The following is a 19832-nucleotide window of genomic DNA, read 5'->3' on the forward strand; positions in this document are numbered from 1 at the left end:
TGGGCCTGGGAAACGGCAAGCCGGCAGAGACAAGAGATTTTGAAGGACGCCTTCCTGGGTATCGCTGCGCTCAACCCAGGCTACGGGGCGCGCGGCGCAGGCATGAACCTCTTGGTGAGCCTGTGGTGGAAGGCTGAGGCGTCTCCCACCCTACAGATGCCCTGAGATGGCTCCGTAGCCTGGGTTAGCCGAAGGCGTAACCCGGGGATCCGATCAGGGGTTGCAGAGCAGTCCATCCGACTGCCTCGTCCCTGAACCGAGCAATTCAGGGCTCTAATGGCCATGGCTCCGCTGGGCAATTCACCGAAGTTTTAACTGTCGATGGCACTGAAAAAAACAAAACCCGCACAAGGCGGGTTTTTGCATTTCCACGAGCGCGATTGAGTGTCAGTCGCCACGATACTCGCAGCCACTGGTGCAGGTCTCATGAATGCGAATGCGCGACAGCTCCGGCAGCAATGGCTTGAGTTGTTGCCATACCCATTTGGCGAGGATTTCGCTGGTCGGGTTTTCCAGGCCGGGGATGTCGTTGAGGTAGTTGTGGTCGAGCTGCTCGTAGATCGGCTTGAAGATCGCCTTGATCTCGGAGAAGTCGCGAATCCAGCCGGTATAGGGATCGACCTCGCCCTCGATATAGACGGCGATGCGGAACGAATGGCCATGCAGGCGGCCGCATTTGTGGCCTTCCGGGACGTGGGGAAGCCGATGGGCAGCTTCGAAGATGAATTCTTTGAACAGTTCCAAGACCAATCTCTTTTACAGGGCGAACAGGCTGCGATTCTAGCAGCCTGCTGCGACCTGTAGGGCCTTCACTGGCTCAATGCGGCGTTGCGATCATGGCGGTAGACACTGACTGCTTCGTACACGGCCTTGCGCAAGCGATTGATGCCGCCGATCGGCCGATGTTCGGGCAGGGCGTGCCAGGGGTTGAACGACAGGTTGTCGCAGAACAGATTCTGCTCCGTGCTATCGAAATCCTGGGCCGGCAGGCGGATATCGGCGACGGTCTCGAACGGTGCGATCTTCTCGTCCCACTCCACGCTAGGGTCTTCGATCGGCATGTAGTAATCCGGGTTCTGCCGCTGTACCTGCAGGGCGAAACAGGCCGGCATGCGATCCAGCGAAAGCTGTTGATAGAGCGCGCTGCGCAGGAAATTGGGCAGATCGGTGTTGGGCTTGGGGATGGCGTAAGCCGGGCAGTTCTCAGGGGTCGGAATGACCCGGTACTTGATGTTGTGCGGCCCCAGCTTGAACGGCGCGATGGAGTTGTAGGTGGTTTCGACCGGGCTGCTCGGGGCCGGTGAAAGGGTTTTCAGGGCGATGACCAGGTGGCGGATTTCCCAGGTGCGTGGATCCCAACTTGGGAAGAAGGCCAGGGCCTTCTTGCCATCCGCCTGGGCAGCGAAGTTGCTGCGGTACTCCGCCACGTCGCGAACGAAGAATGCCGGGTGGTTGAACATCACGAAGTCCTGATCGCCAGCATGGCGTGGGCTGCTCATCAGCTTGGCGCCTGGAACGTCGAGCAGCTTGATGGCCATGCCTCGTGCATCGCGGGCCCGGTCGAATTGCGGGTAGGCATTGCCGTTGGAGAGGCGCATCCACGCCTGCCAGGTTTTGCCTGGTTCACTGAGTACGCCCTGGCGCAGGGTTTGCTCGAGATCCGTTCGCACAGTGACTTCGGCCTTCACGCAACCGTGCGCCTTGGCGTGAGCATCACGTAGGACGCGGGTGTTGTCACGGTGCTGTTCGACCACGCGAATGGCATCTTCGATGATGCCTTCGGTATAGGCGGCTTCATTGGCGGGGATCTGTTCCTCGCTGGAGACCGGGCCGGAGAATTTCCAGCTGTAGTAGGCCGTACCTATGGCCCAGCCGCCGAGGCCGACGATCAACAGCACGAACAGTGTTTTGCCCAACAGCCGGCCGAGCCACAGCCAGAATCGTTTAAGCATCGTTGGACTCCTTGTGATTGGCTGTCACGCTGCCCTGACAATACTGCCCGGGATTCCACGGTTTGGCCGGCACGTCACTCAACTGGTTTTCCAGCGCAGTATTACCCAGCACCTTCAGGTATTCGAGCAGCGCCCAGCGTTCTTCCGGTTGCAGGCCGCGACCGATGGCGCCGTCATTGCGGCAGCCGTCGCGGAACTCATGGCCACCGTTGCCGTTGCCCTTGATGCGGGTATCGAGCAGGAAGCCGCCGGGGAACTTGTCGCTGACGAAACCGACATGCTTGGGATCGAATTCGAAATTACCCACCCAGAAACTGGCGGGCCGCTCCGACACCGGTGAGAGCAGATGAAACAGCGTGGGCACCGAGCCGTTGTGCAGGAAGGGCGGGGTTGCCCAAATGCCATCCAGGGGGCGGGCCTTGTAGCCGCGGATCTCCTGGACGCCAATGGGCAGGCCGTAGCCATCCATGCGTTTGCGCTGCTCGGGCGTGATGCCGTTGTCACGATAGGCGCGGTCTTCGACGTAGGCGGTGACATAGGCCAGCGCCTCGGCGGTGGAGATGGCACTGAAGTCGATCTTGTCGAGGCTGTTACTGCGTAGTTCTACATCCAGTTTGGCCAGTTCGGCTTTCTTCCAGCCCAGCTTGCGGACGTCGAAGCGGTGGTCGGCAATATTGTCGGCTGTGGTGGAATCGGTCCCGACAATAGAGGTGGGGATGACCTGCATGTGCCATTCGGGGGCGCGATCGGGCGCCATGCGCTGCTCCGCTGGAACGACCTTCGGCGCGTGGCAAATAGCGCAGTTTTCCTGAAACAGCGCGCGCCCTCGGCTGGCCAGAGGCAGATCGATCTTGCCAAAGATCTTTTCCGGCCAGGTGGGCGGCTGCAGGTGCTTGAGCGTTTCTTCCAGCTGATAAAGGTCGTTGATGCGCACGCTGGAAGCGTAGCGCTGATCGTGTGGCACAGGGCGCCCGTTATCGTCCAGCAACTGAAGGGTTGCGCCGACCCCCAGGGCCTCGCCGACGTTACGGGCCATGGGTTGCATGGCCGAACCGTTCCACTGCACCCAGTCGAATTTCCAGATGTCCCACAGCTGCGGGTAGCTGACCGGCGCATCGGCCACGCGGTAGTTGGCCGCATCGATGCTGGCACCGAAGACCGAGTTGGCGATGCGGCCGAAGGCGTCGGTACGGCCGAAGCCTTCTTCGGTCGGGTAGAGGCCGCGGTGCCAGTCGTTGTAGGCGGTGCTCAGCAGGCGGTCGAGTACTTGCTTGAACTCCACGCGCAGGCGGTCGTAGTCACGTTCGTAATGCTTGCCCAGCACCTCGTGGGCGAAACGGCGGAATTTCAGTGGGTTGTAGTAGGTGAACGCCATGCTCATGCCAAGGGCCTGGCCAAAGCTGCCGCCTTTGAGGGTTGGCACGGTCGAGGCCAGCGAGTGCAGCGCGGCGCCACCGTCGATACGCACCGCCTGGCCCTGGTAGCGCAGCTCGCCTGTGTGGCAGGCAGCACAGGTGATGTCCAGGTACTGGACGCCGCTTTCATCGTCCTGGTGGCGGGCAAACCCCACGGGCAGGTTGCCGGGGTTCAGGGCCGTTGCCTGCTGCCCAGGCTGGGTCAGAAAGCCGAAGCGCGCGAGGTAGTCCGGGGCGGCGAATTTGGCCTTGCCGAAGGGCAGTTCCAGGGCCGAGAACCAGGCGTACTGCAGGCCTTTCACCGTGGTGCCCTGGGGGGTGTAGTAATAGAACTGACGCTGCTGGTCGGTCCATTGCCCCAGGTAGTGGACCTTTTCCACCGGGGTGTAGACCGGCAGATTGGGCCTGGCGATGTAGTAGACGATGACCAGCAGGGCGGTCAGCGTCAGCAGAACGATGATCTGCAGAGCGCGGCGAATGAGGCGCATGGGGTGACGTCCTTGTTGCGTTTTTCTGTCGTGCTCCTTTATGCCCATGCTGCCGCTTAATGGCAAGATGCCATGCGCATATCTTCAGCAATTAGCCCAATTGGCTAGCCGCTTATGCCCAGCCAGTTGGCCACGCGACTCGTCGCTGCTCGCTGACGTTCGTGCCAGCTGCCGGCGATTTCCAGGGTGTTCTGGCCATTGGCCGCAAGCCATTGTGCGCATCCCTGGTAGAAGGCCAGGCGCTCGGTGAGATCCGGCTGGCAGCGTTGCCCATCGCCGACCCATTCGACGCCGCGCGGATCGAGCAGCAGGTGCAGGTGGTATTCCCGGGCAAGCAAGGCCGGCTCCATCCAGTCCGGGCAGTCGCCGAACAGGGTACGGCTCCAGAGAATATTGCTGAGCAGGTGGGTGTCGAGGATCAGCAGGTGAGGGCGCTGCGCGCGGGCGGCGTCTTCCCAGGCCAGCTGGCCGCGGGCGATGGTGGAAATGTCGGCGTAGCAGGTATCACGCTGCTGGCTGTCGATGAAGTGGCGTACGTATTCACCCACCACGATACCGCCGAAGCGCTGCTGCAGCTCGCTCGCCAGCCAGCTCTTGCCGGTGGACTCCGGGCCGGTCAGCACCAGGACGTTCATGGCTGCGCAGCGCCCAGCTCGCGCCGCCAGGTCAGCCAGCCATGGCAGGCGAGTAACGTGAACAGGGCGTACAGCGCGGCGGTGAGGTACAGCGCCTGATCGATGAACAGCACGACGAACAGCACGTCGAGGAGTATCCATAGCGCCCAGCACTGCAGGCGCTTCCTGGCCATCCATACCTGGGCAACCAGGCTGAAGGCGCACAGCGTCGCGTCCTGCCAGGGCGCGCTGGCATCGGTGTAATTCATCATCAGCAGGCCCAGCACGATCGAGCCGAGCACGCCCAGGGCCAGGCCGGATGCCGTCTGGCGCAGGTTCAGGCTCGATACCTGCAGGCGTTCGTCAGGGCGTTCGCCGCGCGTCCAGTGCCACCAGCCGTAAAGCTGCAGTGCGGCGTAGACGCATTGCAACAGCGTGTTGGAGTACAGCTTGGCCTGGAAGAACACCCACGCATAGAGCACCACCATGACCAGCCCGATCGGCCAGCACCAGGGGTTTTGTCGCACGGTCAGCCAGACGGCGACCAGGCCGAGCAACGAGGCGCAGACTTCGAGCGGTGACATGGAACCTCGTGCGTGTGGCGGCGGGACGGGCGCGCATTCTAGCGTTTGTCGCGTCCGGGGTGGCCGCTCGGCTGGCAGGAAAATGCATTTTCAGTTTGATAGCGTTTTGAAATTGCCTGTCGGTGCTTTATAACTGCCGCTTTTTTCGGCCCCGCTGGAACCTCCACCAGCGGCTCTAGTCCGACAAACAATCCCTTTTACAGCCAGTTCATCTGGCACCTTTCCAAGGAGTTTCGATGGACAGCTGGCTCGCGTTTCAGGCGCTGATTCTGGGTATTGTTGAAGGTCTTACCGAGTTTCTGCCCATTTCCAGTACCGGCCACCTGATCGTGGTGGGGGACTTGCTGGACTTCAATGGCGAGCGTGCCACGGCCTTCAAGATCATCATCCAGCTCGGCGCCATCCTGGCGGTGATGTGGGAGTTTCGTCAGCGCATCCTGTCGGTGGTCAGCGGGTTGGGCAGCGACCCCATGGCGCGGCGTTTCACCGTCAATCTGATGGTCGCCTTCTTTCCGGCGGTGGTGCTCGGCCTGCTGTTCGCCGATCTGATCGAGCACTGGCTGTTCAACCCGATCACGGTCAGCGCCGCGCTGGTCATCGGTGGCGTGGTGATGCTCTGGGCCGAGAAGCGTCAGCACCGCATCGTTGCCGAGACGGTCGACGACATGGACTGGAAGCTGGCCCTCAAGGTCGGCTTCGCCCAGTGCCTGGCGTTGATCCCGGGCACCTCGCGCTCCGGCTCGACGATCATCGGCGGCTTGCTGTTCGGGCTGTCCCGCAAGGCCGCCACCGAGTTCTCGTTCTTCCTGGCGATGCCGACCATGGTCGCCGCCACCGTCTATTCGCTGTACAAGTACCGGGACATCCTGCAGTTGAGCGATCTGCCGGTATTCGCCATCGGCTTCGTCACCACCTTCATCGTTGCCATGATCACGGTGCGTGCGCTGCTGGTGTTCATCGCCAACCACAGCTATGCGGTGTTCGCCTGGTACCGGATCGCCTTCGGCCTGCTGATTCTGGCCACCTGGCAGTTCGGCTGGATCGACTGGAGCACGGCCGAGGGCTGATCGCCTCGCCGCGAGGGACGCACATGCAGAGCAAGGAACAGGCTGGTCGTATCAAGCGCTGGGACGACGACAAGGGCTTCGGCTTCATCCAGCCTGCTGCAGGTGGTGCGGAAGTCTTCGCGCATATCTCGGCGATGCGCGGTGATCGTCGACCCACTGCCGGTGACCAGGTGTTGTTCGTGGCCGGGCGCGACGAGCGTGGCCGTTTGCGCGCCGAGCACCTGCGCCTGGCCGGCGGGCTGGCCCTCGACCAGCCGCAGATTCGCGTGAAACCGCGAACCGCTGCGCCTTCGCGCAACGCCCAGCCGGCACCGACGCGAGCTGGCAAAGCCGGCAAGCGTCAGCCATCGGTCGCGCTGCGTAACCCCATCGGCAAATTAATCATCTTCGCGGCGCTGTGCGGCTTGCCGCTACTGGGCGCGCTGCACTGGCTGGCTGCCGGGCTGATGTGGCCCGCGCTGCTTTATGCGCTGGTCAGCGTGCTGTGCTTGATCCTCTATTGGCGCGACAAGAACAGCGCCCAGCAGGGCCGTCAGCGTATCCCGGAAAATACCCTGCACCTGGTTGAGCTGGCTGGCGGCTGGCCGGGTGCTCTACTGGCGCAACAGCTGTTTCGACACAAGACCCGCAAGGCGTCCTATCAGGTGATGTTCTGGGCCATCGTGGCGCTGCACCAGTTGTTCTGGCTGGACCAGGTTCTGCTTGGCGGCGCTTACACCAGCGGCTGGTTGCGCAGCCTGCTATAGGTCGAGCAGCAGGCCGACCTGCTGCTTGCGTGCAAGCCGGCGCACCACCAGCTGATGGGAGCGGGTCAGCAGCTCTCGCAACTCGGCGTCGCCCAGGGGCGGCTGGCTGCCGTTCATGCTGATCCAGTGGGCGCGGGCCAGATAGGGCGCAGGGCGAATGCCGGGGCGGTCGGTGAAACCGAGAAACAGCGCGGCATCCACCTTGAAGGCCAGGTTGTCACCGAGGAAATCGACGATGGCGAACATCTTGTTGTGCGCCACGGAGAACACCTGGTTGCTGCCCCATTTGTAGTCGACGCGAGCCCCCGGCAACTGCAGGCAGAAGGCGAGCAGTTCATCACGGCTCATGGCTGCACCGCCTGTGCTCGCTTGGCCCGGCGCAGCAACAAGAGGCTCAGGCCCAGGCCGAGCAGCGACAGCAGGCCCGAGGCGAGAAACACCGCAGCGTAGTCGTAGGCGGTGGCGACCAGGCCCATCAAGGGGCCGGCCACGCCGAGCGCCAGATCGAAGAACAGCGCGTAGGCGCCCAGCGCCGAGCTGCGGCTGGCCGCCGGGATATTGCCAATCGCCTCGACGCCGAGCGCCGGATACACCAGCGACAGGCCGAAGCCGGTCAGCGCCGCCCCGCACAGCGCCACGGCGGGAAGCGGTGCGAGCCACAGCAGCAACAGGCCGAGGGTTTCGATCGCCAGGCAGATGGTCGCTACCCTGTAGCCACCGCGGCGCTCGATGGCACCGGCGAACAGCAGGCGAGCGGCGATGAAGGCCAGGCCGAAGGCGCTCAGGCAATAGGCCGCGTGCTGCCAGCCAAGGCTGGCGTAATACAGGGTGACGAAGGTCGCCAGGGTGCCGAAACCGATGGAGCCCAGCGCCAGCGCCAGGCCGTTGGGGGCGATGGCCAGGAACACGTTGTGAAACGGCAGGCGCTTGCCCTGGATTACCGGGATGGCCGGTTTGTCGCGTGCCACCCACAGCGCGCCAAGGCAGAGCAGGGTGATGGTTGCACCGATGCTCCACAGGCCGAGCGTCGAGACCATCAGCACGCCCAGCGGTGCGCCGATGGCGATGGCACCGTAAGAGGCGATGCCGTTCCAGGAAATCACCCGAGCCGTATTCTCGGCGCCGACCCGGCCGATGCCCCAGGTGATCGAGCCGGTGCCGATCAACGCCTGGGAGACACCCAGCGCAACGCGCCCGGCCAGCAACAGGCCCAGGCCGAGCTCGCCGGAAACTCCATGCAGGCTGGTCGCCGCCAGGGTCAGCAGGCCGCTGCCCAAGGTGCCGGCCAGGCCATACACCACGGCGCGCTTGGGGCCGATGCGGTCGATCAGCATGCCGGTGACCGGCCGCGAAACCAGGGTCACGAGGTACTGCAGGCTGATCACCAGGCCGGCCATCACCGAGCCGTAGCCCAGGTCATTGAGCACGAAACCGGGCAGTACGGCCAGCGGCAGGCCGACGCACAGAAAGCCAATGAAGGTGAACAGCACCACCGCAAGAATTCGCGCGGTCTGGCCGGGAGGCTGGGGCTTGCGAGCGGTCATCGGGTGGCCTGGCTGGTGGGTGGGAGATAACGTTATCAGGTTAATCTGATCCTGTGCGAACCACATCCGTTCCAGGCATCAGCCAGCCGCCGCTGCTGGCCTGGACCATGTGATCGAGCCAGGCGCGCACCGCCGGCAGCATGCCGCGGCGGTGAGGGTAGACCGCCTGCAGGTGGCCACCGGGCAGGTTCCAGTCCGGTAGCAGACGAACCAGGCGACCGTCCTGCAGGTCGCCCATGCATTTGGTGTGCGGCAGCATGGTAAAGCCCAGCCCCTGCAGCGCAGCCTCCCGGCGAATGTCGAAGTCTTCGATGCTCAGGCGCGCTTCCAGGGTCACTTCGCGGCGGATGCCGGCGGCATTCCTGAGCAGATGATGGATGCGCCTGTCGCTTGCCGCCGCACCAAGCGCAGGTAACTGCTGCAGGTCGTCGGGCGTGCGGATGTCCAGCCCCTGCAGCAATGCCGGCGCTGCCACCAGGTAGGCGGAGGCGGGGGCCAGTTGGCGAGCGATCAACGAGGGATCCTCATCGCTCTGATCGCGCACACGCAGCGCCACGTCGATGCCCTCCTGCAGCAGGTCCACGCGGCGGTTGGTCAGCACCACATCGAGCTGCACCAGTGGGTACCTGGCCAGAAAGCTGGTGATCACCGGGTGCAGCCCGGCGCGCGCCAGTTCCACGGGGCAGGACATGCGCACCCGCCCGCGCGGTTCGCTGCTCAGCGATGCCACGGCCTCCTGGGCCTGCTCGGCTTCGAGCAGCATCGCCTGGCAGTGGCGCAGGTAACGCTCGCCGGTTTCGGTCAGCGCCAGTTTGCGGGTGGTGCGTTGCAGCAGGCGCACCCCCAGGCGCGCCTCGAGTTCGGCCACGCGCCGCGACAGGCGCGATTTGGGAATGCCGAGCCGTTGCCCGGCAGCGCTGAAGCCGCCGTGCTCGACCACCTTGGCGAAGTACATCAGGTCATTGAGGTCCTGCATGAGAGCTCCGGCCCGTGGAGAGATGGATTGTTCCACTGATGGAACACATCTTCGCATTATTGCCGACTAATCAGTGATTGGCTTCATCGGTAGGATTAATCCATCGAACAGTCACTGACCTCTTTCTAAGGAGCACTTGATGAAACTTCTGCATCTCGATTCCAGCATTCTTGGCGACGCTTCCGCTTCTCGCCAGCTCAGCGCAGCAGTCACCGAAGCCTGGAAAAGCAGCCAGGCCGATGTACAGGTGATCTACCGCGACCTGGCCAGCGATGCCCTGAGCCACTTCTCGGCAGCCAGCCTGGTTGCCGGTGGTACGCCAGCTGAACTGCGCGACGCCGCCCAGGCGCACGAAGTGGCCCTGGCCGAAGCGACGCTGGAAGAATTCCTGGCGGCCGACGCCATCGTGATCGGTGCGCCAATGTACAACTTCACCATCCCCACCCAGCTCAAGGCCTGGATCGATCGCGTCTGTGTCGCCGGCAAGACCTTCGCCTACGACGAGAACGGCCCGAAGGGCCTGGCGGGCGGCAAGAAAGTGATCATCGCCTCCACTGCCGGGGGCATCCACGCCGGGCAAACCAGTGGCCAGGCCCATGAGGAGTACCTGATTCTGGTGCTGAATTTCCTGGGCATCACCGATATCGAGGTGGTGCGTGCCGAAGGCCTGGCTTACGGTGAAGAGCCGAAAGCCAACGCACTGCGTAGCGCCCACACGCAGATCGACGGGCTGTTCGCCGCCGCCTGATCGAACCTCCGCTGGCGGCGCCCGGGTTTTCCTGGCGCCGCAAATGTGCTTCCTTGTGTTCCAGGCGCAGCTTGTGCTGCTTCATTGAGGGAGTCATGGGATGAAGAAATCACTGTTGTCGGCAGCGTTGCTGGGGCTGGCAGGGCTGGCGGAGGCGGGTGTGGTGGTCAAGAGCGTGCCCTACGAGATCGATGGCCAGCCGTTCGAAGGCAAGCTGATCTACGACGACGCGGTCACCGAGCCGCGCCCCGGCTTGCTGATGGTGCCGAACTGGATGGGGGTCACTGACGCCTCTGCCGAGAAGGCGGCACGGGCTGCCGGCGACAAGTACGTGGTGTTCATGGCCGACATGTACGGCAAGAACATCCGCCCCAGCAATGCCGACGAAGCCAAGCAAGCGGCAACGACAGTGCGCAGCGACCGCGCGCTGATGCGCAAGCGCGCCCAGGCGGCCGTCGAGGTGCTCAAGGCGCAAACCAGCCAGGTGGCACTGGATACCACCAAGCTGGGTGCGATCGGTTTCTGCTTTGGTGGTGGAACCGTGCTGGAGCTAGCCCGGTCGGGGGCACCGTTGAAAGCCTTCGTGTCGTTCCACGGCAACCTGGATACGCCCAACCCGGCCGATGCCAATAACATCAAGGCGCCGGTGCTGGTGCTGCACGGTGCCGATGATCCGGCGGTGCCGCAGGCGCAGGTCGATGGTTTCGTTGCAGAGATGAAGGCCACCAAGGTGGACTGGCAGCTGGTCAGCTATGGCGGTGCGGTGCATTCATTCACCAACCCGCAGGCCAATACGCCGGGTAGCAATCAGTACCACCCTCTGGTTGCGGCGCGGGCCTTCAAGGCGATGAACAATCTGCTCGATGAGGTGTTCGAGTAACCCCAGGCGGAGAAAGGGAAGGCCGGCTGGCCTTCCCTTGTCGCGGTTACTTGGCGGGTAGAACGGCGATGTCGATGATGTCGGCCGGCAGATTCTTGATCTCACCCAGCGCGCTGGCCTTGCCGGTTTCCAGGTTGACCTGGTGCAGCGTGGTGCCGGTCAGCAGGTAAGCGGTGTTGCCGCCCTTGCCGTCACTCTTGATATCCAGCGCTGCGCTCTTCAGGCCATCGGCGATCTTGCCAACCACCTGCTGGACGCCATCATTTGGCGGGTTCTGCAGCATCAGATTGCCGCTGGCCAGATCCACGGTGTACAGCGCGGTCTTCTCGGTACCCTTGTAGGAATTGGTGTAGGCGCCGGCCATTACCTGGGCGGTCTTGCCCGCGTAGGGGCCGTCTTTGGCGTAGGCGAGCTTGCCATCGACCACGGCCTCACCGCTCTCGACATTGACGCGCAGATTGGTGCCGTCCACGGCCATCAGGCGCAGGCGGTCTGCCACCGGGTTGAAATCGACCACGGCCTGGCCCTTCCCGGTCAGTGCCTGATTGAGTTTGGCAACTTTGCTGGCTTTGCCACTTTTCGCGTCAACGGTGTAGAGCTGGCCGTCGTCGTCCAGGCCATAAATCCAGCCATTGGCCGGGCGCACGTCGATGCCACGCAGGCTGGAGACGCCGCTGAGCTTCACGTCGGAAGCAACGGTGAGGGTCTTGGTGTCGATGTGCAGCAGTTTGCCGCTGGAACTCAAGGCCAGCAGGTCATCGGCATTGGCGGTGGCGCAACCCAGGGCAGCGGTGGTGATGGCGATACCGAGCATTTTCTTGGCAATGTTCATGAGCGTCCTCTCTAATGGGTAAGGCGCGAAGGTCGCTTCGCGCTCGCATCCAGGCACCGTGAAATAGAGCACCTGTTATCCATACCCACGAGAGCGGCAGGCAGATGTCGGCAGACATATCTGTTTACATCTGCCGCAGATCTGCACGCATCCCTTCAGTCCAATGCCGCCATCACGGCACGGCCGATATACAGTACTTCACCCGTTGGCCGGTTCAGCGGTGAGCCGCCGGATGGTTCCAGGGTCAATTCGAACAGCTGGCCAGCGCGTACCGCGCCGATCTGTTCGGCAGTGAGGGTCAGGCGTTCGCCCGGCTCGACCAGGCCCAGCGAGCGCGGGCCATCCTGCGGATCGACGAGCGTCCAGAACTGCACCGAGCGGTCCGCCGCGACCTGGTCCTCGCGCAGCGGCTCGAGCAGCAGGGTGCCGGCTGCATCGATATGCACCACCCAGCCTGGGGCCGCGGCTTCGCCCGGTGGCTGCAGTACGGCGGTGTAACTCGCCGGCGGCGTGTCGCTCTGCCAGGGCATGGGCAGCAAGGCGATGAGCAGCGCCATCGCCAGGGCTGCGCTGGTCAGGCGCCAGGCGCTCAAGCTCGACCACCAGGCCTGCCAGGCGCTGGTACGCTGGCCGAGATTCAAGCTGTGTTGCAGCCGTGGCCAGAGGCCGGGCGAGGGCGTGCTGGGTTCGAGCCGGTCACTGAGTTCGAGAAAATGCTGCTGCCATTGCAGCGCCATGGCGGCAGCCTGCGGGTCGCGTTCGATCAGTTCGGCGACTTCGGCGGCCTGCTCCTGCTCGAGCAGGCCAAGCACGTATTCGCCGATCAGCGCGCGGCGTTCTGCGGGGTCGGTGCTGATCATCGTTGCAAACACTCCTGCAATGCGCGCAAGCCGCTACGAATGCGTCCTTTGATGGTGCCCAGCGGGGTGGTCAGGCGCTCGGCGATCTGTTCGTGAGTCAGGCCACGGTAGAACGCCAGCAGAACCGGATGGCGTCGCGGACGCTCGAGCTTCTGCAGGCAGGCGCGCAGGTGGCGTTTATCCGACTGCTGTTCGTGCTGCTGGGCAGCCGATGGGCTGTCGTCGATCAAATGCTCTGCGATGTCGTCGGCCAGGGCCACCGTGCGGCCGCGCTGGCGTAGCTGATTCAGGGCGCGGTAGCGCAGGATGCTGTAGATCCAGGCCCGGCCGCTGCCCAGCGAGCGCTGGAAGCGCCCGGCATTGCGCCAGATCTGCACGAAGGCATCGTGCAGGCAGTCCTCGGCCGCGTCGCGCTGGCCCAGCAGGCTGATGGCCAGGCCGAGCATCTGCGCCGACTCCTGGCGGTACAGCGCCTGGAAAGCGCGCTCGTCATGGCCTGCGCAGGCTTCCAGGGTACGGTCGTAATCGAACATCGGGTCAGACATGCCGTCGTCCTGTGATGGGCTGCGTCCTGAGGGTGGCAAGGGTTATACCCGAGACCAGGCCGTTTGGATGTGCCGGTAATGAAACATTTAGTCTCGTCAGCGGCCTGGCAGCGCTCGCCGATAGCCTGAACTTGAGCGAAGCGGCGGCAGTCTATGCTGCTCAATGCCCAAGGAGCGTCTGCATGCGCCTGATTCGTCTCGGTTTTTTATTGTCGGCAGGGCTGCTGGCGGGCTTTGCCGACGCTCGCGAGTATCGATACAGCGACGCCCACCTGCATTACGTGGATTTTTTCCAGGAAAGCGCCGGCATGGACATGCTGCTCAAGCGCATGGATGAAGCGAAGGTCGAGCACGTGATGTTCTCGGGCATCCCGGTCGCCAAGAAATGGCACGAGGACGAGCCCAAGCGGCCGCGCTACTACGCGGGCGACGACGCCGCGGCCTACTGGTACAGCGCCACCGACGTGCTGATCGCCCATGCCTACAAGCAGGTGCCCGAGGCGCAGCGCCATCGTTTCCATCCCTTCCTGTCCGGCTTCAACCCCAACGACAAGAATTCCGATGCCCATATCCGCCGTATGCTCGAGCTCGATCCGGGGCTCTGGCAGGGCATCGGCGAGGTATTCACCCGTCATGACGACCTCACCTCGCTGATCGAGGGCAGTACGCCACGGGCCAACAACGAGGCTATGACGCGGGTCTATCACCTGGCTGCCGAATATGACCTGCCGGTGATGATGCACTCCAACATCACTTCCAAGCGCGAGCGCAATCCGCTGTATCTGCAGGAGATGGAGGAGCCGCTGCGCAACCATCCCCACGTGCGTTTCATCTGGGCCCATGCCGGTACCAGCATGGAAATTCATCGCCACCAGGAGAAGCTGGATTTTCTCTTCGACACCCTGGCGCGCATGCTGGAGAGCTACCCGAACCTGTATATCGACCTGTCCTGGACCATGCTGCGGCCATACCTGACCGATGAACACGGCAAGCCGGACCGCAAATGGGTCGAGCTGATCGGCCGTTATCCGGATCGTTTCATGATCGGCTCCGACGTGGTAGGGCGCTTCGACAGCATGGGCGAGTACATGCACGGCTTCGACCGCTTTCTCGATGCGTTGCCCGAGGATGTCGCCCACAAGGTCGCCCGGGACAACTTCCTGTCCATCCTGCCGCGCAAGGTGCAGGAAGCGCTGCCAGCCTCCCGCTGACCTTGTCATCAGCCAGCATCAGGATTTTCAGCCCGGTGAGAGGGTGTTGATACCGTCCACCCAGCAAATCGAGCGAACCAGCGTGGTGAGATACAGCAAGGTCAGCGGCTCGCCTGGCTGTCTTGCCGGTCAGGGCCGGTCAGGGATAGCGCATGCCGAACTTGGTGCCCAGCTTGGCGGCCCCCCGGCGTGATCGGCGCCGACGGGCAGCGGCACGACAAATTCGAGGTGCGTTGAATAACCGATAGGCAAAAAAAACGGCGCCCTAGGGCGCCGTTTTCGTATCAGCCAGCGATCACTTGCCGGCCCAGCGCTTGAGCACCAGGGTGGCGTTGGTGCCACCGAAGCCGAAGCTGTTGGACATGATGGTGTCCAGCTTGGCGTTCTCGCGAGTCTCGCGCAGGATCGGCAGGTCAGCGACCGCCGGATCCAGTTCTTCGATGTTGGCCGAGGCGGTGATGAAGTTGCCTTCCATCATCAGCAGGCAGTAGATCGCTTCGTGCACACCGGCAGCGCCCAGGCTGTGGCCGGACAAGCTCTTGGTGGAGCTGATGGCCGGTGCCTTGTCTGCGAACACTTCACGAATACCCTTGATTTCCGCGACATCGCCAACCGGCGTCGAAGTGCCATGGGTGTTCAGGTAGTCGATCGGGGTGTCGACGGTGGACAGTGCCTGCTGCATGCAGCGCACCGCGCCTTCGCCGCTCGGCGCGACCATGTCGTAACCGTCCGAGGTGGCGCCGTAGCCGACGATTTCTGCGTAGATCTTGGCGCCGCGAGCCAGGGCGTGCTCCAGCTCCTCGACCACCACCATGCCGCCGCCGCCGGCGATGACGAAACCGTCACGCTTGGCGTCATAGGCGCGGGAGGCTTTTTCCGGCGTGTCGTTGTACTGAGTGGAGAGGGCGCCCATGGCGTCGAACAGGCAGCTCTGGCTCCAGTGCTCTTCCTCACCGCCGCCGGCGAAGACCACGTCCTGCTTGCCGAGCTGGATCTGCTCCATGGCCTGGCCGATGCAGTGTGCGCTGGTGGCGCACGCCGAGGAGATCGAGAAGTTGACGCCCTTGATCTTGAACGGGGTCGCCAGGCACGCCGACACGGTGCTGCCCATGGTGCGGGTCACCCGGTACGGGCCAACACGCTTGACGCCTTTCTCGCGCAGGGTGTCGATGGCTTCCATCTGGTTCAGCGTGGAGGCACCGCCGGAACCGGCGATCAGGCCGGTACGCGGGTTCGATACCTGGTCTTCGCTGAGACCGGAATCCTTGATGGCCTGCTCCATCGCCAGGTAGGCATAGGCCGCGGCATCACCCATGAAGCGGAACAGCTTGCGGTCGATCAACTCTTCCAGGTTCAGGTCGACGGAGCCCGACACGTGGCTGCGCAGACCCTTTTCGGCGTATTCCGGATTGAAGCGGATACCGGGGCGGCCAGCGCGAAGGTTGGCGGAGACGGTTTCTTTGTCATTGCCCAGGCAGGAAACGATGCCTAGACCGGTAATAACGACGCGACGCATGGAGAGGATCCTTTAGAAACTGTCGGTGGAAGTGAACAGGCCGACCCGCAGGCTTTCGGCACTGTAGATCTCGCGACCATCGACACTCACGGTGCCGTCGGCGATCGCCAGGATCAGCGAACGGGTGATGGTGCGTTTGATGTGGATGTTGTAGGTGACCTTCTTGGCAGTAGGCAGAACCTGGCCGAAGAATTTCACTTCGCCCGAACCGAGGGCGCGACCGCGGCCGGGGTTGCCCTGCCAGCCGAGGAAGAAACCGACCAGCTGCCACATGGCGTCGAGGCCCAGGCAGCCCGGCATTACCGGATCACCTTCGAAGTGGCAGCCGAAGAACCACAGATCAGGATTGATATCGAGCTCTGCGACAATTTCGCCTTTGCCGTACTTGCCGCCCGTTTCGCTGATGTGGACGATCCGGTCGATCATCAACATGTTGGGGGCGGGCAGTTGCGCATTACCCGGGCCGAACAGTTCGCCGCGGCTGCAGCGCAACAGGTCTTCCTGGGTGAAGGCGTTTTGTTTGGTCATGCGAGCTCCTCAATAATCCCCACGCGCCTCGGCTGGGTAAATCGTCCTGGCCGGCTGCGCATGAGTAATGCGACTGCCAGCAGCCTAGTCATAGACTGTTGCGTTGTGGTGAAAGTCACAGTGTGGTGAGTACAGTTGTACTCTGCAGGCGGCAATGGTGTCACAGATGCACCTTCGATGCCCACTTCAGCCAGCAAGCGTGCAGTATTTTCGCCTATCTGACTAGAGGTTGCGAGTGTTGCACGCCCGTCCGGCGCGAATCGCCTGCCTGCGCAGCCGTTGGCCTCAGCTCGAGGGGGCGTCGGCCGACAGCCAGCGATCGAGCACGTCCTGCAGTTCCATGCGTTTGAACGGTTTGGCCAGGTAATCGTTCATTCCGGCTTGTAGGCAGGCTTCGCGGTCGCCCTGCAGGGCATTTGCGGTCAGGGCGATGATGGGCAGGCCGCCCCGGGGGCCGAGATCGCGAATGCGCCGGGTGGCTTCGTAGCCATCCATGACCGGTAGGCGGCAGTCCATGAGGACGGCGGCGAAATGCCGCTCCCTTACCGCAGCAACGGCCTGGGCGCCATCGCCGACCAGCTCCACCTGGTAACCCAGGCTGCGCAGCATGGCTTCGATCACCGTCTGGTTCACCGCGTTGTCTTCCACCAGCAACACCGAGCGCTCGGCGGCTGCAGGGGAGGGACTGACCGCCGTATGGGCGGGCAACTGCGGCTGCTGGGCGGAAAATGGCAGGGGGATTTCCAGGGTGAAGCAGGAGCCGCGGCCCACTTCGCTCTGCGCCTTGAGCGTACCGCCCATGCGTTCGGCCAGGGTGCGGGCGATCGGCAGGCCCAGGCCGGTTCCGCCGTAGCGCCGGGAGATCGAGTTGTCGGCCTGCTGGAAGGCGTCGAACATGGTGTCCAGGCGCTCGGCGCTGATGCCGATCCCGGTGTCGTGCACCTTGCAGGTGAACCACAGCACCTGGTTGTCCAGGGCTTGCCAGTGGGCCTCGATGCGCACCTCGCCGCGCTCGGTGAACTTCAGCGCATTGCCGATCAGGTTGACCAGGATCTGCCGCAGGCGGGTCGGGTCGCCCTGGACCTGTGGCGCCGGCAGGCCGTCGTCCAGCTCCAGGCGCAGCCGCAGGCCGCGCTGCTGGGCGCTGTGCTGAAAGGCCTGCTGGGCGGCCTTGAGCAGGGCCGGCAGGTTGAAGCTGATCAGCTCCAGTTCCAATGCCCCGCGCTCGATGCGCGAGAAGTCGAGGATGTCATTGATCACCTTCAGCAGGTGCTCGGTGGACTCCATGGCGAGGGCGGCGTATTCGTGCTGCTCCTCGCTCATGTCGGTGGTCTCGAGCAATTGCAGCATGCCGAGCACACCGTTCATGGGCGTGCGCAGTTCATGGCTCATCATGGCCAGAAAGTCGGACTTGGCGCGGTTGGCCAGGTCGGATTCCTCGCGCGCCTTGATCAGCAGGGTCATGGCCTGCTGCTGCTCCTGGGCGGCATTGTTCAGGCCATTGGCCAGGTTGTTGATGTGCCTGGCCAGCGTCGCCAGCTCGCCGCCGCCGACTTCGGGGAGGGTCGCCTGGTAGTTGCCGGCCTGGATGGCGCTGACGGCGTCGCTCATCGCGCTCAGCGGCCTGGACAGCCGGCTGGCCAGGCGCCGCGCCAGGAGGAAGGTCAGCAGCAGGGCGAACAGCACCAGGGCGGTGACCTTGAGGAGGATTTCCTGTTGTCGGGAGTTGAAGGCTTCACTGGACATGCCGACGACCACGCGGCCCAGGTAATCGGCACCGGGCGGCTCGGCAGCCGGTGGCGGCGTTTCGCCGAAGTCGCTGCCGAGATCGACCTGCTGCTGCTCGATGGGCGCCTGGAAGATGTCCAGATGGGCGTTGCCGGCATGGGGATGATCGGGTTGCTCGAGGTAGGCCAGAATGTTCTCGTCACGGTCGCGCACCTCGATGAAGCGCACGTGGGGCGTTTTCAGCGTGGCCTGCAGCAGGGACTCCAGCACCCGGCGGTTGCCGGAGATGACCCCGTACTCGGTGGCAGGGGCCAACTGGCTGGCGATCAGTTGGCCGGTGTGGTTGATCTCCGCACGCAGATCCTGCAGGCGATTGAAGGTCAGAAAGCCGGTCAGCAGTAGCGTCAGCAGCAGGGCGGGGCCGACACTGATGAGCTGGGTACGGACGTGGATGTTCCAGCCTCGCCACAGTTTCATGGCGTATCTCCTTGCGCTAGATGCCGGGCGAGCTCGGCGTCGCTGGGCAGGGTGATACCCAGCGCGCGCGCCACCTGCGGGTTGCCGAGCACCTTGAAGGTGTTCGAATAGGTACCGGCCGGCCACTGCGCCGGCGCCTGGTCGAGCAGTTGGTCGAGGGTGGCGAGCCAGTCGTCCTGGTCGCCGTAGGTACTGGCCAGGCTGCCCGCGCGCACGAAACCCGCGCTCGGGCCGATCAGCGCGTGCTGCTGGCCGTAACTGGTGAGCAGCAGCGTCTTGGCGGTCAGCGGGTTGTAGAGGTCGTCATCGGCAACGGCGAGCAGCACGTCACTGACGCCGAGCACGCGAATCACCGGCTGGTTGTCACGGGTGTCCGGCCAGTTCTGCGCCACGATCTCGAGGCCCAGCCCGCTGGCGGTCTGCCGCAATTCGTCGATCAGGAATTCGCTGTGTGGGTGATGCAGCACGCCCACCCGCGTGACGTTCGGCAAAAGATGCTTGAGCAGGCGCAATTGCCGGCGGGGGGCTGGATCCTGCCAGAGCATGCTGAAGTTCGCCGGCTGGCGCTCGCCAAGGGCCTCGCGGGCCTGGGTTTTACTGACCTGCAGCATCAGCGTCGGCGGCCCCGTCGGCGAGTCCAGGCGCCAGGCCAGCGCCGCGTGGCCGAAAAGTATCAGCCGCGTGGTCGCGGGAATCTGGTCGAGGGGCGGTATTTCGTTCAGCGCCACGATGCGCACGCGGTCGGCGGGCCGTGCCGCTGCCAGCGCGTTGCCGAATCGCTGCAGGGCGCTGGTGTCGCCCGCAGTGCTCAGCAGCAGCTCAGCCGCCTGTACCTGAGGCGTAAGCAGGCAGAGCAGGAGCAGGGTGCGGCGAATCCATGCGCGGCGGCGCGCGGTGCTGCGCGGGCGATTGCGAGTCATCTAGGATCCGATAGGCGGCATGGGGCTGGGCACGCGCAGGCGAGCGATGTCGCCAGCAATATGGATTGATCAACGACAATGATAGACGTCACGCAACGGCCCTGTTCGCGCAGAGCGGGCATGTTAACCGAGCCGCGCCGCATTGCCAGCCAGGCAACGGCAAAATCGCGACTGCCTCGCGGCTACCAGGGCGCCACAAGG

The 19832-nt window shown here is 63.8% G+C and carries 20 protein-coding genes; 5 read left to right on the plus strand and 15 right to left on the minus strand.

The window, feature by feature from the left end:
* Positions 1 to 387: 387 nt before the first annotated feature.
* From queD to pnuC, 5 genes are all read right to left on the minus strand, one after another.
* Complete coding sequence (queD, locus tag QYS36_RS18110; RefSeq protein ID WP_075961648.1) at positions 388 to 744, minus strand: 6-carboxytetrahydropterin synthase QueD; 357 nt, start codon at positions 742 to 744, stop codon at positions 388 to 390.
* A gap of 65 nt (positions 745 to 809) precedes the next feature.
* A complete protein-coding gene (locus QYS36_RS18115; RefSeq protein WP_308840787.1) occupies positions 810 to 1952 on the minus strand; it encodes a catalase family protein in 1143 nt (380 codons plus the stop codon).
* Positions 1945 to 3855, minus strand: a complete 1911-nt coding sequence (locus QYS36_RS18120; RefSeq protein WP_308840788.1) for a di-heme-cytochrome C peroxidase — start codon at positions 3853 to 3855, stop codon at positions 1945 to 1947. Before QYS36_RS18120 ends, QYS36_RS18115 begins: the two co-directional genes overlap by 8 nt.
* Positions 3856 to 3959: 104 nt before the next feature.
* Entirely contained in the window at positions 3960 to 4490 is a 531-nt protein-coding gene (locus QYS36_RS18125) for an AAA family ATPase (RefSeq protein ID WP_308840789.1), read from the minus strand.
* Positions 4487 to 5053, minus strand: a complete 567-nt coding sequence (gene pnuC, locus QYS36_RS18130; RefSeq protein WP_308840790.1) for a nicotinamide riboside transporter PnuC — start codon at positions 5051 to 5053, stop codon at positions 4487 to 4489. The genes QYS36_RS18125 and pnuC overlap by 4 nt, the downstream gene beginning before the upstream one ends.
* A gap of 236 nt (positions 5054 to 5289) precedes the next feature.
* Between pnuC and QYS36_RS18135 the strand changes: the two genes are divergently transcribed.
* Positions 5290 to 6120: an undecaprenyl-diphosphate phosphatase gene (locus QYS36_RS18135; RefSeq protein WP_308840791.1), complete on the plus strand. Its 831-nt coding sequence runs from the start codon at positions 5290 to 5292 to the stop codon at positions 6118 to 6120.
* Between the two features lie 23 nt (positions 6121 to 6143).
* Positions 6144 to 6866, plus strand: coding sequence for a DUF1294 domain-containing protein (locus QYS36_RS18140; RefSeq protein WP_308840792.1), 723 nt, complete (start codon positions 6144 to 6146; stop codon positions 6864 to 6866).
* Here the strand turns inward: QYS36_RS18140 and QYS36_RS18145 are convergent.
* The 3 genes from QYS36_RS18145 to QYS36_RS18155 are packed head-to-tail and all read right to left on the minus strand — an operon-like array spanning position 6861 to position 9386.
* Positions 6861 to 7214, minus strand: a complete 354-nt coding sequence (locus QYS36_RS18145) for an MmcQ/YjbR family DNA-binding protein (protein ID WP_308840793.1) — start codon at positions 7212 to 7214, stop codon at positions 6861 to 6863. The genes QYS36_RS18140 and QYS36_RS18145 overlap by 6 nt on opposite strands.
* Positions 7211 to 8410, minus strand: coding sequence for an MFS transporter (locus tag QYS36_RS18150; protein WP_308840794.1), 1200 nt, complete (start codon positions 8408 to 8410; stop codon positions 7211 to 7213). The genes QYS36_RS18145 and QYS36_RS18150 overlap by 4 nt, the downstream gene beginning before the upstream one ends.
* 40 nt (positions 8411 to 8450) lie before the next feature.
* The gene (locus QYS36_RS18155; protein ID WP_308840795.1) at positions 8451 to 9386 is read right to left on the minus strand and encodes a LysR substrate-binding domain-containing protein; all 936 of its coding nucleotides are present in this window, start codon (positions 9384 to 9386) and stop codon (positions 8451 to 8453) included.
* Positions 9387 to 9525: 139 nt separating this feature from the next.
* Here QYS36_RS18155 and QYS36_RS18160 point away from each other — a divergent pair, with 139 nt between their 5' ends.
* Together QYS36_RS18160 and QYS36_RS18165 are read left to right on the plus strand one after the other, a co-directional pair.
* Positions 9526 to 10134: an FMN-dependent NADH-azoreductase gene (locus QYS36_RS18160; RefSeq protein ID WP_308840796.1), complete on the plus strand. Its 609-nt coding sequence runs from the start codon at positions 9526 to 9528 to the stop codon at positions 10132 to 10134.
* 100 nt (positions 10135 to 10234) lie between these two features.
* A complete protein-coding gene (locus QYS36_RS18165) occupies positions 10235 to 11014 on the plus strand; it encodes a dienelactone hydrolase family protein (protein ID WP_308840797.1) in 780 nt (259 codons plus the stop codon).
* 46 nt (positions 11015 to 11060) lie between these two features.
* On the opposite strand, the gene QYS36_RS18170 is transcribed toward QYS36_RS18165, so the two are convergent.
* From QYS36_RS18170 to QYS36_RS18180, 3 genes are all read right to left on the minus strand, one after another.
* Entirely contained in the window at positions 11061 to 11846 is a 786-nt protein-coding gene (locus QYS36_RS18170) for a DUF4394 domain-containing protein (protein WP_308840798.1), read from the minus strand.
* 155 nt (positions 11847 to 12001) lie between these two features.
* The gene (locus QYS36_RS18175) at positions 12002 to 12706 is read right to left on the minus strand and encodes an anti-sigma factor domain-containing protein (protein WP_308840799.1); all 705 of its coding nucleotides are present in this window, start codon (positions 12704 to 12706) and stop codon (positions 12002 to 12004) included.
* On the minus strand, positions 12703 to 13251 hold the full coding sequence (locus QYS36_RS18180) for a sigma-70 family RNA polymerase sigma factor (protein WP_308840800.1): 549 nt from the start codon (positions 13249 to 13251) through the stop codon (positions 12703 to 12705). The genes QYS36_RS18175 and QYS36_RS18180 overlap by 4 nt, the downstream gene beginning before the upstream one ends.
* Before the next feature lie 182 nt (positions 13252 to 13433).
* Between QYS36_RS18180 and QYS36_RS18185 the strand changes: the two genes are divergently transcribed.
* Positions 13434 to 14462 (plus strand): amidohydrolase family protein, encoded by a 1029-nt coding sequence (locus QYS36_RS18185; protein ID WP_308840801.1) that lies wholly within the window; start codon positions 13434 to 13436, stop codon positions 14460 to 14462.
* A gap of 295 nt (positions 14463 to 14757) precedes the next feature.
* On the opposite strand, the gene fabB is transcribed toward QYS36_RS18185, so the two are convergent.
* From fabB to QYS36_RS18205, 4 genes are all read right to left on the minus strand, one after another.
* On the minus strand, positions 14758 to 15978 hold the full coding sequence (gene fabB, locus QYS36_RS18190) for a beta-ketoacyl-ACP synthase I (RefSeq protein ID WP_308840802.1): 1221 nt from the start codon (positions 15976 to 15978) through the stop codon (positions 14758 to 14760).
* Between the two features lie 12 nt (positions 15979 to 15990).
* Complete coding sequence (gene fabA, locus QYS36_RS18195) at positions 15991 to 16506, minus strand: 3-hydroxyacyl-[acyl-carrier-protein] dehydratase FabA (RefSeq protein WP_013791679.1); 516 nt, start codon at positions 16504 to 16506, stop codon at positions 15991 to 15993.
* 285 nt (positions 16507 to 16791) lie between these two features.
* Positions 16792 to 18711, minus strand: coding sequence for an ATP-binding protein (locus QYS36_RS18200; protein ID WP_308840803.1), 1920 nt, complete (start codon positions 18709 to 18711; stop codon positions 16792 to 16794).
* Entirely contained in the window at positions 18708 to 19631 is a 924-nt protein-coding gene (locus QYS36_RS18205; protein WP_308840804.1) for an ABC transporter substrate-binding protein, read from the minus strand. The genes QYS36_RS18200 and QYS36_RS18205 overlap by 4 nt, the downstream gene beginning before the upstream one ends.
* Positions 19632 to 19832: the final 201 nt, after the last annotated feature.

Source organism: Pseudomonas sp. G34, from assembly GCF_031119625.1.
In the GTDB taxonomy this organism is placed as follows: domain Bacteria; phylum Pseudomonadota; class Gammaproteobacteria; order Pseudomonadales; family Pseudomonadaceae; genus Aquipseudomonas.